The sequence below is a fragment of the Sulfobacillus thermosulfidooxidans genome, from assembly GCF_001280565.1.
Lineage (GTDB): Bacteria > Bacillota > Sulfobacillia > Sulfobacillales > Sulfobacillaceae > Sulfobacillus > Sulfobacillus thermosulfidooxidans_A.
Map to the genome: position 1 here is coordinate 2,849,598 of NZ_LGRO01000001.1, position 12,802 is coordinate 2,862,399.

The following is a 12,802-nucleotide window of genomic DNA, read 5'->3' on the forward strand; positions in this document are numbered from 1 at the left end:
CTGATATTATGACTGTTTGTCGTATAAAGTTAGGCCAAGAGCAAACTCAGGCGGGTAAAGTCGTTCAAAGATGATATGCTGAATTCAACGGGATGTTAGGAATATTAATCATGACTGAGATATTATGTCATAATGCGGTGAATTAGGAACATCGGGGAGAATTGATGGTGGAATCCGTAAGTGTCGTCATTCCTATTTATAACCAGGCACACCTAGTGGCGCGTACGATTGAATCATTAGCGGCGAATACCAGGCAGCCAGATGAAATCATCATTGTTGATGACGGATCGACAGATGATGTACAAGAAGCCATTCGGTCATTTCAGACTAATAGTCCTTTGACTATCCGGTTGTTGAAAGTTCCCCATGGAGGTCCCGGACGGGCACGGGAAGCGGGATGGAAAGCTGCGCGGGGTAACATCGTCGCTTTTACGGATGCGGATGCTGTCCCGGCACGGGATTGGTTAGAGCAGGGATTGAAGGGATTTACAGATGAGCGGGTTGGTGGCGTGGAAGGCGCTGTAGAAAGCAGCGGCAATGCCACGATTTTTACGCATCAAGTTCATAATCGTTTTGGACGACAATTTATGACCGCTAATATGTTTTACCGGCGTTCGGTTATTGAAGCAGTTGGGGGATTTAAATCGCCGTACCGAGAAGATTCTGATTTGGCGTTTTCGGTTTTAGGTGCAGGTTACCGGATTATTTTTGTACGGGACGCGGTTGTATTTCATCCGCCGAGGCAAGAAAGCTGGCGCTTTTATTTTTCTAAGGCGCACCGCAAACGCTATGAAGGATTTCTCTTTCGCAATCATCCCGATATTGCTCCCCAGTATCTTCCACGTTTTCAACCCACGGAACTTTTTATCATCCTAGGTGAATTGTTGTCTCTCTTAAGCCTATGGCTCGGATCATGGGCATTGATTTTGGGGCTTTTGTCATTGCTCATTGGGTTACCCAAAAGATTAGCGGATTGGTTAGATGGTCGTAAATATAACGCACGCGATTACCTCATCGCATGGATTTTAACGCTGCTTTTAGTCCCGGTAGAGTTTTATTATCACTGGTTAGGCATCTTAAAACCTCCCCCGATTCCGCAAGAATTACGCAAATCCACCGCCAAAGTGGAAACTCACTAGCAATGGACGGGAGATGAAATATGGATAATGCGACAGTTGCTGTGACAATTCCGACGATGGGTGCGACGCACTTGGTGGATACGCTGGCTAGTTTGCCCCCGGGACTCCCTCTTTATCTTCGGGATAACCGGGAGGAGAACTGGGGAGTCGCCAAAAGCTGGAATTGGGGAATTCGTGAAGCATTAAAGGATGGGGCCCAGTATGTGTTAGTGCTTAACGATGACGTCCGATTGGCACCAGGCTTTATCGAACGATTGGTGGAAGATTTGCAACGGGATAACGTGATTTTGGCGAGTGGTCGTCCTGATCACGTCGAAGTGAGTCCGCCCACAAGGCGGCTTGCAATGAGTGCCTTTTTATGTGATCACCGACTTTTTGATGAAATTGGGGAATTTGACGAATCGTTTTGGCCAGCATATTTTGAAGATGATGACATGTTGCAACGTATTCGCAATACGAACCGCTGGAAAACCTGGTTTGATAGTGACGCAGTGTTCCATCACTGGGTGAGCTCGACATTAAGTCAATTCCGGGATATTCGACGCATGAATCGTCGATATTTCAAGGAAAATCGCGAGCGATTTTTTCAAAAGTGGGGATTTTACCCTGACGGGAAGTAATTTACCGTGAAAGATAGTAGGGATAGTGGTTAACGGGACTATCCCGTATTATGAAGACAGATTGGCATGCAGGCATCACCGATTTATGGTTCTTTGTTCATGGGCTGATGTTTCCGACATGGATACGAGTTCATGCGGCACGATCAAAATCGGTGCTGAAAGCTTCTTCAAAGCTTTTTCTAATAAGGAAATCAATCGATTGGGATTCTCGCTAAACCCATACATAATCTGTAAGGCTCTGGTCCCCAGGGAACGATTATTGGGATAATTTGTTACATTGGACGTGACAATATTGAACTTCTCGGAAGCAGTGACTGTCGGTGGAAATGACAATCAAGGGCCACGATAATAGACTCAGAAATCCATATCACCAGGAAATGACGTTTTCATGTTTACGGCGATGATATTTAAGTATCGGTAACGTATTCAACGCATTCAATGAGATGACACGGAGTGATGCCATATGTCGAAAAAATTTATGCCTGCTCTTCCGTTTTCGTTGTCTTTGGCACCTGCACCGATGTCTACGGAAGCGATGATGGCGAATATGACTCGATTTATTGAAAGATCAGGGAGGACTGGGGATTCTTTGGAGGAGATGAACCAATTACTTTTATCTCCTAAAGGACAGCAAGCCATCAATAATATACCGCCAGAAAGCCCCCGTGAAGAGGCCCAACAAATGGTCATGGGAGCTTGGTCTCTTCAGCCTCCCACTCGGTATGAATGGGCGAAACAGGCTCTAACGATTGATCCGCATTGTAGTGATGCATATTTAATTCTTGCTGAAACCACATCGACATGGCGCAAACAACGCCGGTATTTTGAACAAGCAGTGGCTGCGTGTGATGCATGGATTGGCCCTTATCAAGAAACCCTAAAAAAAGAAGGCGCTCCGGCTTCATTATATGGCATCGTCGAAACGCGGCCCTGGTTTCGTAGCAAAATGGCCTTGGCTCGGATTTTGTATGAGGGCGGATTTTTTAGTGAAGCCTTAGACATTTATAACGAAATGCTCAAATGGGATCCTGAGGATCATTTGGCCGTGCGTTACGATTTGATTGAACTCTTTCATGACCAGGATGATATTGATAGGTTAGTTGCGTTGCTCGATCAATTTGCTGAAGACACGACGACGTTTATGGCCTATGAAAGATTATGGGTTGCTGTCTATTATCAAAGCGATGATATGTTAGAACAATTGAATCACGCTTACGAGGCCAATCCCTACTTCGTCGAGGTGATAACTAATAGGGTATTGCCTTCGGATTCGCCTTATCTCACAGTTGGCAGTGTAGACGAAGCGGCGGCCTATTTTGATATGGCGGTACCGTGGTGGCTCAAACGCCAAGATATATTAGCCTGGGTTGTGACGCATTGGCCGCGAACCTAGAATAAAACACATGATCTCATGCTTTTTTTCGCATACCTTCGGCGATGAGAATCATGTGTCATTTAAAGTTTAAAACGTCTGCATCTTGACACATTTACAATTGGCTCGTATCGGTAAGATCGGGTTTACGAAAACTTCTTAGTGAAAAATATCGCTGATTTTGAAAAGGTTTACCATGATGAACCACATCACTAGCAAGAGTCAACGTGTCTTGATCGTTTGGTGACGACAGAAAATATATGTCATGTCGTTCGCCAAGACGCGAATCGTTCTGATTTTGCATTGCGTTTATCAAAGTATTCAAAGAGGCAGATGAATTAGGGCTCGGGGTCAATTCCACATTGGACAAATGATTAAGAATCTTGGGGATTTGGTTTTTAATCGTTTTGTTCAAATAAAATCCCATATGGGAAGCCTCTCGAAATGTACGGTTTGGTTGGCAAATGTATGCATGATAGTCATGATAGTCTTTCCATGCTACTCGAGCTGGCACAATGACCACCATCGGTTCGGAGTGATGAATCAGCCCTGCTTCTTCAAGAAATTCGGTAAATTCGACGAGCAAATACCGTTCAGTTGATGTTAATCGCAATGGTGATTCTTGTGGATCCAGAAGACCGACTAGGACATCATACAAGGTATTAAAGTTACTCCAGACCACACCGTGGTGATGGTACTTGACTAACGCGGCTGGTTCAGTGGCATCCGGTGTGAGAACGATAAGGCGTTGAAGACTTGTTGCCGTATTATTTAAGAGTTGAATATGTGCTTGAATTTGTTTTTCATTTACCGCATTTGTGACGCGTTTGACTTCGAACCAGTAGCTAAATGAGCTCGATATTCGGGCATCAGGGCGAGACGTGTTTCCTTGGGGTTGATTTTCAAAGACTATCAAATCGGTTTCCGGTTCCTCAATGAGCGTTTGGATAATAAATTGCATAACTGGCATTCTTAATTGTTTTAATACCGCCAATAACGTGGATGTGATTTGGTTTTCAGGTTGACTATATGTGGAAAAGATTGACATAGTGACCTCCCTTTCCTTCAAAATAAAATGTGGATTTTTACAAATTTGACATGATCATTATATCTTTATGGGTTTATCGAGCTAAAGAAGTTTTTTGGAAAAATCTATTATTTTTGCCGGTAGATTACAAGTCATTCTCGGGAATCGCTTAAAAACAGTTCCATCTTGATGTCCATAACCATTTGGAACAGAAGCCCTATCTAGTAGACTTAGAAATATAGCGCAAATCTTAAATTTGCTTTTGTAAAGTCAATACCGTGAGCTGACAATGCTACGACTCTGGGCGATAGCAAGTTTGTCTGCAAAACCGTAGGACTAAAAGCCTTGGTAATGGATGTGGCTCTAAGGAGATGAGAATAATTCCTATTTTATGGGGGACGTGGGCTGGATCTGTATTTACGGGACTTGCCGTGGGATCAGCCATCTCCCAAATAACAAATGCTATTGCGCCGGATTAGGTTCCTAAAAGATTAGTCGAATCAATCTTCAGGAGGCAATGCGAGAGTAAGTCGAGATGAACAGTTATCGTCTACCCATTGTTGTCGTCTCAGGTCGGGTTCTTACGAAAAGTTTCGGCGATGCGAAATATAAAGTTCTTGATGAGCGGAATTCCTGAATAACATTGAGGTTATGGGTTGCACAGGAGATTAATCGAGTGGTTGAGATCATGTATTGGCTGACAAAACAAGAAGACCTGTTCACCACCAACAGGTCTTAGCCACATAAAATAAATGGAAATGGCAATGATGCCGGGCGTCTACCGAATATGCTAGACAGGCTGAACGAGAGCTTCTTTCAGCAGTTCAGTTGCCATGGCTGTGGCATTTTCGGTCGGGATGATGTCATTCGAGCGCATCATATCCATTAACTCCGTAGGTAAAAATAACAAGGTATTTTTATCTGACTTGACCGCTTCTAACAGCACGTTAAGACCTCGTAGACGAAAGGCAACGGTGGACGATTCATATAATTTTGCCGCCTTCACAAATTCCTCGGCCGCGACGACTTCGGCTTCTCCGTAAATGCGTCTCGCACCTTTTTCGGCTTGTGCTTGGGCCTTCCGGCTTAAGATGTCTTGCAGTGAAGCAGGAATTTCCAAATCACGAATCTCTACGTTTTGCACCTCAATCCCCCATGATGCGGCACGAGCCCGGATTTGGGCGGCGATATCTTCGTCTAGGCGCCTTTGATCGGACAACAGTTGTTCTAAATCACTGCGACTGACGATGTCGCGAAGGGTGGTTTGTGCTGCCAAGTCAATGGTGGCTTGATAGTTTTTCACTTCGATCATGGCTTTCTTGACATCGACCACTCTCCAAAACAGGACAGCTAATAATGTAACGGGAACTTTGTCCTTCGAAAGCGTTCCCTCTGTGCGAAATTCTGTCGTCGTTATGCGCTTATCGACGATAACGGCTCGCTGAAACCCGCTCCACACAATATGAAGACCGGGTCCCTGATTGTGAGTATATTGGCCAAGCGTAAAAACGAGCATTTCATCCCACTGTTTCACGATTTTGACCGAGGTGATGGCATAAATCAAGAGAACAACACTAACAGCCGCAAGGGCGATATCAATCATCGGATAACTCCTTCTATATGAACTCGGTACTCTAATGAGATCTTGGGTTTCCTGAGGCGTCACGCACATTCGCGGAGATACATTGAGTATACGTCTTTTTGCCACAAAGATGTAAAAATTAAAAATATTGCGATCTAATAATAATGAATGCGAAGGGTATTGATAAATTCTAAGGAGTAAGAGCTCATGCGAGTTTATGGTTAAGGTGTCGATGAAAATCGACGAAACGTAATGACGACAAACATGACTCATTATTGATCGGATTCGGGGATTAAGGTGAGAATGCCCAAGAAGATTACCGTGTGAATACGTGCTGAAGTTTGCTCTGCCCCATAACCCACTCGCTCTATTTTCCATGAGTGAATTAATATTCATATGGTATGCATACCGCAACACGATGGAGTCTGGTTGGAAATGGAGATAATTGACATATTTACAGTTTTTGGTGGGCGTATTTTGTTCACATAACCAAATTTATGACGCGGCTCTTGATACTCAATATTAAATAAGTATACAGTTAAAGAGGAATGATACAACCTCTTGTGGTACCACGTCCATTCAATCAATGAGTATAGACAACATGTCGTTTGACATCGGAGGAGATTTTCATGGCACAAAAACAAATTACGGCTAAAGATCGCCGTGAAGACTACGCATTGCGTTATGTTCCCGAAAGTTTTCGCCTTTGGCACTGGTCGAGTATCTTTAGCGTTTTTATCGGCGTGTCAACCGCGATGTTTTTTCTTGCTTGGGGTGGACAGCTCACCTTGGAATACGGGACTTGGCCCACAATATGGGGAATGGTTTTTGGGGTCCTGTTAATTGGTTCCGTGGGTTTCTTCTTCAGTTGGGTCGGCAGCCGCACAGGACTTGATAGCGACCTTATCACCCGAGGCAGTGGCTATGGATTTATGGGGTCCGCCATTGCATCCTTGGTGTATAGCTTTAACTATATTATGTTCTTTGCATTTGAAGGGTCGATTTTGGTAGCGGCACTTCAGACAGCCGCTCCGCATGTTCCCATTCTCGTGTGGGAACTCCTTATCGGCGTAACGTTTTTGGTTTTAGCGATTTGGGGAATGAGTTTTCTCAGCTGGCTGATGTGGGTCACATTGCCCATTTATGTGATAGCTGTGGCCTTAGTCTTTTCTCATGCGGCCCATGTGAGTCATCCGGTTCCCTGGCTGTCCTATAAGCCCGCCCACGCCCCATCCACGTCGGCTGGACCCATTTTTCTGCAATTGGGCGCGACCGTATTCGCCTTGATTAGTATGGCGACGCAAGGCGCCGATTTAGGACGTTTTGTGCGGAAAAAAGATCAACTCGTGGGCTCGATCTTTAATGGCTATGTGGTGATGATTGTCACATTTCTCGGAGTGGTTCTTCTTGGTTCATATTTTGGATTGGAATTTCATCAAACGAATCCAGGAACGTATTTTAGTGGGGTTTTAGGAATTGGCGGCGTCTTGACCGTCATCATTACTCAACTGCGAATCAATACGATCAATGTTTACAGCGGATCGTTAGCCTATTCGAACTTCTTTTCGCGGGTATTTCACTTTACTCCGGGACGCCAGTGGTGGGGAATCCTGACGGCAGTGCTCGGCACATTGCTGATGATGGGCAACATTTTTGCGCACATGCTTCAGGTCCTAACGTTTGAAGGTGTGTTTATTATTGCCTGGGCTATGAGCGTGGTATCGGACACGATCTTTAATAAGTGGTTACTCAAAATTAATCCGCGTCCTTATGAATACAAGCGAGCCTTTCTTCCTCATTTTAACCCAGTGGGAGTCGGAACACTGCTCTTGGCGCTTGTTTTTGCCGCACCTTTAGCATTTGGGATAGCAGGTCCTGAAGGAGAAAGTTTAGCGCCATTTGTGTCAGCGGGTCTTGGGCTGATTTTCCCGCCCATTATTGCTTTGGCATTAAAAGGAAGGCCATATCACACCGCCTCTTCGGCGACGGTTCCCGAGACTTCCGAAACAACGCTTCAGTGTATACGGTGTCATGAATATTTTGAGACGATTGACATGGTGATGTGTCCTTTTCATGAAGGGGCTTTATGTTCTGTGTGCTGCGGATCGAACGCGGAATGTCATGATATGTGCAAAGCTGAGCCCAATATGGAGTTGACAATCAAAGTCGAACAACCCTCGATTTAACTTCTAAGGCGTCTGGGGTAATCGTAAGCTGAGGGGTGATGACATGATGGATTTGGCTTCCCTGACGGCCGTTGAAGCCCGAGATCTTATCCGCAAAGGGTCTTTTAACGGTCCTACCTCAGGTATGGCTTTAGGCTATGTTCAGGCCAATTTGGTGATCTTGCCAAAACACCTGGCCGATGACTTTTATGAATTTTGTCAAAAAAATCCGGCGCCCATGCCTGTTTTGGACCGGTGTGAACCCGGCGATTTTATTCCCCGCACCGTCGCACCGACAGCGGATTTGCGCACCGATCTGCCCCGGTACCGTGTTTACCGGAAGGGGGTATGCACGGAGGAACCCACTGATTTGAGGGCCATTTGGGCTGATGATTTTGTGGCTTTTGTTTTAGGGTGTAGTTTTACCACTGAACAGCAGTTGCTGCACCATGGGGTTCGGTTACGGCATTTGGAGCAAGGAAGAAATGTGCCCATGTTCAAAACGTCAATACTGTGTCAGCCATCACACGATTTTCACGGACCATTGGTGGTTTCGATGCGGCCGATTGCCAAAGACCAGGTCGCACGAGCTCAGGATATTACGTCCCATTATCCGTTGGCTCATGGAGCTCCTGTGCACATCGGCGATCCGGCCGCACTCGGGATCTGGGATTTAAGCCATCCGGATTATGGCGACGGCATTGAGCTAAAGGATGATGAGGTGCCGGTGTTTTGGGCTTGCGGAGTCACTCCGCAAGCGGTGATTGAGCAGATCAAACCGGACATTGCCATAACCCATGCGCCTGGGCATATGTTTATTACCGATTTGCGGGATGATGACATTCGTGATTGCGAGTTCATGGCTCTCGGTTGACAAGGTCAGAGGATGGTGATGGTGTGATCCGTGTCGGCGTTGACGTTGGCGGTACTTTTACCGATTTTTGGGTATTTGATGGAACCGATGTCCGTCAGCATAAGGTGCTATCCACCCCGAAAAATCCGGAAGAAGCCGTGTTGCAAGGATTAAAAGATCTCCAAATAGTGGATTCGGCGTTGATTATTCATGGGTCGACGGTCGCAACCAATGCCTTTTTAGAACGCAAAGGAGCGCGCGTCGCACTCGTTACCACGGCGGGGTTTGAAGATGTGCTTGAGATTGGCCGGCAGAACCGGATTGGTATTTATGATCTTCACGTGAAAAAAGCTGATGTGTTCGTGCCTAGGGACGGACGTTTTGGCGTCAGCGAGAGGATAACGTGGGATGGGCAAGTTCTGATATCCCTTAGTTCAGGGGAATTGGATAATCTCGTCCAACGTCTTAAGACGTACAGGCCGGATGCACTGGCCATCGTCCTCTTGCACTCTTATGTTAATCGGGTTCACGAAGAGCAGATCGTGAAAGCTCTTGCGACGGAATATCCCTATATTTTTGCCTCGGCCCATGTTAATCCAGAACATCGAGAATATGAACGAACGAGTACGACCGTGATTAGCGCCTATGTGGCACCCATCGTCTCCGGCTATTTAGACAAGTTGTCTCAGGCCACCGGACCCTCTCTTCGGGTCATGTCCTCTGCTGGGGGACATATGTCCCCTGCCCGGGTCTTGGATCAGCCTTCTTCCATGATGCTATCCGGTCCCGCAGGCGGGGCCGTGGCGTCTTGGGAAATTGCCAGGGCGCTGGGCTATGAAAAGATTGTTACTTTTGACATGGGCGGAACCAGTACGGATGTCGCGATGATTTCGGGAGGGATTCCTATTACCCGCGAGATGCACTTTGATCATCTTCCCCTTCGGGCACCAATGGTCGATATTCATACCGTGGGAGCGGGAGGCGGTTCGATTGCATCGTTTGACCGGGGCGGAAATCTTAAAGTGGGTCCCCAATCGGCTGGGGCGTTGCCAGGTCCTGCTTGCTACGGGCGCGGTGGAAATCATGTGACGGTAACCGATGCCAATTTATTGCTGGGCCGACTTGACGGGGATCATTTTCTCGGGGGCAAGATGACCTTGGATGTCAGGGCCTGCGAAAAGGCTTTTGAGCTGCTGGTAGATGACGGACGCCAACAGGGAATCGAGACGTCCCCGGATGAGTTGGCGGAAGGCATTCTTGAGGTGGTGAATGCGGCGATGGCACGTGCCATTCGACGGGTAACGGCCATGAAAGGGGTCGATCCCGCACAGTTTGTGCTCTTTAGTTTTGGTGGCGCAGGGGGACTGCACGCAGTCCAGTTGGCGAATATGCTCGGCATTGAGGAAGTGCTTGTGCCCTTAGATGCCGGTACGTTAAGTGCTCAGGGACTTGCCAGATCCCAAGCCTATGCGGATTCCTTGGTGAGCATTTTAGAGCGCATGGATGAGATAGAGCCCGAAGATATGGCAAGAATATGGAATCATTTGCAAGAACATACCGTCCGGCAACTGCAAAGTGAAGGGTATGAGAGTGACCAAATTCAGTCATCCTTTTTCTTAGATCTTCGCTATAAGGGAGAATCCTATGAAATTCTAACTCCGTGGCAAGGGAGTTTAGCCGATACGGCCGAGCGCTTTCATCAGCTCCACGAACAATATTATCTTCAATCTCAAAGAGATTTACCGGTGGAATGCGTCAATGCGTATGTGCGTTCAGTGTCTTTGGATGACCCACTACCCTTGCCTCTTTGGCCTAATCATGCAGCGGGCAAAGCATTTACCACCCGCAAGATGCGGTTTTCAGGAGAACTGATGAGTGCTCCATGCTATCAGCGTACAGACCTTGGGCCAGAACAGCACATAGAAGGGCCGGCGTTAATCATTGAGCCGACCTCAACGATTTTAGTGCCACCAGCGTTTCAAGCCCAGGTTGATACCTACGGGATTATTCATATTACCCCACAGTGACAGACATCTTGGACCTATGAAGGGAGGCTGCTACGAAGTGAATGCCGTGAAGTTAGAAGTTTTTAAGCACCTGTTTCAAGCTGTTGCGGAAGAAATGGGCGAAACCTTAAAACGCACCTCTCACAGTCCAAACATTAAAGAAAGGCGAGATTATTCTTGTGCGGTCTTTGACACCGATGGCAAGATTATTGCACAAGCCGAGCACATGCCTGTTCATTTAGGATCCATGCCTGCGAGCGTGGCGGCAGCCCTTGAGCAATTCGTACTAAAACCCGGCGATACCGTGATTCTGAATGATCCTTATCACGGAGGAACCCACTTGCCGGATGTGACGTTGGTTGAAGGGGTATTTGTCGAGGGAGATGACCATCCAGTCTTTTATGTGGCTAACCGCGCTCATCATGCCGACGTCGGTGGTATCAGTCCCGGCAGTCTTCCTTTGGCTACCGAAATGTACCAGGAAGGATTGATTATTCCCCCCATCTTATTGCGACGGCAAGGGAAGATGAACGAGGACGTCTTGAAACTGATATTACGCAATGTGCGAACACCTGACGAGCGTCTTGGCGATTTGTCGGCGCAGTTGGCTGCGAACCAGGTGGGAGCACGTCGCCTTCTTTCATATATCCAAGATCACGGGTTAAATGCAGTGCAAGCCTATGCCAAAGGTCTTCAGGATTATGCCGAACGGGTTACTCGTAGTCTTATCCAAGATATTCCTGATGGCTATTACCGCTTTGAGGATTTCTTGGATGACGATGGCCAAGGACATCATCATATTGCTATTCGCGTCGGCATCACGATCCAAGGAGATCACGCGATGATTGATTTTTCGGATAGCGATGGCCAGGTTGCAGGGAGTGTGAATGCTGTTCGAGCCATTACGGTCAGTGCCACCTTTTATGCGTTTCGCGCCGTGGTCTATGAAGATATCCCCAGCAATGAAGGAGGGTTTCGGCCTTTAACGATTGTTACCCGTCCCGGCACCGTGGTGGATGCCACAGTGCCGGCTGCGGTGGCAGGAGGTAATGTGGAAACCAGCCAACGCATTGTTGATGTCGTGCTCGGGGCCTTAGCCCAAGCACTGCCGGAAAAAATTCCCGCGGCAGGTCAAGGGACCATGAACAACATTACCCTAGGCGGCTTTGACACTCGAAAGGGCGACAGAGCCCGCGCATTTGCCTATTATGAAACCATTGGAGGAGGGGCCGGGGCGGGTCCTGGTTGGGATGGAGCTCACGGGGTTCATGTGCATATGAGTAATACGATGAACACGCCTATAGAGGTATTGGAACGTGAATTACCCTTGCGCATCGAAAGCTACCGTCTTCGTCGGGACAGTGGCGGCCAAGGACGGTTTCGGGGGGGGGACGGTATTGTCCGCATCTATGAAGCTTTGACGCCCATTACGGTCACTTTGTTATCAGAACGCCGGGAATTTGCTCCCTATGGACTTGGGGGAGGTGAACCGGGGAAACGAGGAAAAGCGAAACTGATTCCCATGGGTTCTCATGAGCCCATCTCATTACCTGGTAAGTGGCAGGGAACTATGCAGACAGGTGACCGATTGGAAATTTTTACTCCCGGAGGTGGCGGATGGGGCAAAGCGGATTAAGGTAATAGCATCAGCAAGTGTGTAATATTATGGAATAAGTTGAATAATGAAAACGAATTAAAGAGTTATTCCTGTCGAGGAAAATATTTGACATCAATGCGGGAAAACATGGGACTGTTGGGGACAAATGGAATGATCTGAAACGGATATTGGAAATAAGCGCGAGATATGGGAGATGGATGGCGACTGCAGTATCCAGATAATCTATCAGTCTTCAACAACTGCAGTGCTCCTCAGCCATTGTGGACGTCGGGAACACACCGAAGTGGCATGGACTTCTCTTCAAATTGCTTCGAAACACATGTGGTCACCTTAGGATTAATGTGCCTAATGACGATTTTAGAGTATTTATGGTGAGAAACCGGGGAAATGGATGGGTTACTCCGCCGGTTTCTCACGTCT

9 protein-coding genes are annotated in these 12,802 nt (G+C 47.2%); 7 read left to right on the forward strand and 2 right to left on the reverse strand.

Going from position 1 to position 12,802, the window contains the following annotated elements; genetic code table 11:
• Positions 1-164 precede the first annotated feature (164 nt).
• The 3 genes from AOA63_RS13915 to AOA63_RS13925 all read left to right on the forward strand — a co-directional run bounded on the left by AOA63_RS13915 (position 165) and on the right by AOA63_RS13925 (position 3,152).
• Positions 165-1,139, forward strand: a complete 975-nt coding sequence (locus AOA63_RS13915; RefSeq protein WP_053960271.1) for a glycosyltransferase family 2 protein — start codon at positions 165-167, stop codon at positions 1,137-1,139.
• Between the two features lie 20 nt (positions 1,140-1,159).
• A complete protein-coding gene (locus tag AOA63_RS13920) occupies positions 1,160-1,759 on the forward strand; it encodes a glycosyltransferase family 2 protein (RefSeq protein ID WP_053960272.1) in 600 nt (199 codons plus the stop codon).
• Positions 1,760-2,222: 463 nt separating this feature from the next.
• Positions 2,223-3,152 carry a tetratricopeptide repeat protein gene (locus AOA63_RS13925; protein ID WP_053960273.1) on the forward strand — a complete coding sequence of 310 codons (930 nt, stop codon included), beginning with the start codon at positions 2,223-2,225 and terminating at the stop codon, positions 3,150-3,152.
• Between the two features lie 94 nt (positions 3,153-3,246).
• Here the strand turns inward: AOA63_RS13925 and AOA63_RS13930 are convergent, their stop codons facing one another.
• Both AOA63_RS13930 and AOA63_RS13935 read right to left on the reverse strand, forming a co-directional pair.
• A complete protein-coding gene (locus AOA63_RS13930; RefSeq protein ID WP_139061619.1) occupies positions 3,247-4,179 on the reverse strand; it encodes a hypothetical protein in 933 nt (310 codons plus the stop codon).
• A 769-nt stretch (positions 4,180-4,948) separates the two neighbouring features.
• Positions 4,949-5,761 carry an SPFH domain-containing protein gene (locus AOA63_RS13935; RefSeq protein ID WP_082343982.1) on the reverse strand — a complete coding sequence of 271 codons (813 nt, stop codon included), beginning with the start codon at positions 5,759-5,761 and terminating at the stop codon, positions 4,949-4,951.
• A 608-nt stretch (positions 5,762-6,369) separates the two neighbouring features.
• On the opposite strand from AOA63_RS13935, the gene AOA63_RS13940 reads away from it, so the two are divergent.
• From AOA63_RS13940 to AOA63_RS13955, 4 genes are read left to right on the forward strand one after another with little or no spacing between them, the layout of a single operon-like run.
• Entirely contained in the window at positions 6,370-7,926 is a 1,557-nt protein-coding gene (locus tag AOA63_RS13940; RefSeq protein WP_053960274.1) for a purine-cytosine permease family protein, read from the forward strand.
• Positions 7,927-7,972: 46 nt separating this feature from the next.
• Entirely contained in the window at positions 7,973-8,779 is an 807-nt protein-coding gene (locus tag AOA63_RS13945; RefSeq protein WP_053960704.1) for a putative hydro-lyase, read from the forward strand.
• Between the two features lie 23 nt (positions 8,780-8,802).
• The gene (locus AOA63_RS13950) at positions 8,803-10,785 is read left to right on the forward strand and encodes a hydantoinase/oxoprolinase family protein (RefSeq protein ID WP_053960275.1); all 1,983 of its coding nucleotides are present in this window, start codon (positions 8,803-8,805) and stop codon (positions 10,783-10,785) included.
• A gap of 37 nt (positions 10,786-10,822) precedes the next feature.
• Positions 10,823-12,400 carry a hydantoinase B/oxoprolinase family protein gene (locus AOA63_RS13955; RefSeq protein ID WP_082343984.1) on the forward strand — a complete coding sequence of 526 codons (1,578 nt, stop codon included), beginning with the start codon at positions 10,823-10,825 and terminating at the stop codon, positions 12,398-12,400.
• Positions 12,401-12,802 lie beyond the last annotated feature (402 nt).

Excerpts from the sequence above, each read along its gene's own strand:
- AOA63_RS13920 (WP_053960272.1), top strand. The coding sequence starts at position 1,160 with ATGGATAATGCGACAGTTGCTGTGACAATTCCGACGATGGGTGCGACG.
- AOA63_RS13940 (WP_053960274.1), top strand. The coding sequence starts at position 6,370 with ATGGCACAAAAACAAATTACGGCTAAAGATCGCCGTGAAGACTACGCA.
- AOA63_RS13930 (WP_139061619.1), bottom strand. The coding sequence starts at position 4,179 with ATGTCAATCTTTTCCACATATAGTCAACCTGAAAACCAAATCACATCC.
- AOA63_RS13945 (WP_053960704.1), top strand. The coding sequence starts at position 7,973 with ATGGATTTGGCTTCCCTGACGGCCGTTGAAGCCCGAGATCTTATCCGC.
- AOA63_RS13935 (WP_082343982.1), bottom strand. The coding sequence starts at position 5,761 with ATGATTGATATCGCCCTTGCGGCTGTTAGTGTTGTTCTCTTGATTTAT.
- AOA63_RS13925 (WP_053960273.1), top strand. The coding sequence starts at position 2,223 with ATGTCGAAAAAATTTATGCCTGCTCTTCCGTTTTCGTTGTCTTTGGCA.
- AOA63_RS13915 (WP_053960271.1), top strand. The coding sequence starts at position 165 with ATGGTGGAATCCGTAAGTGTCGTCATTCCTATTTATAACCAGGCACAC.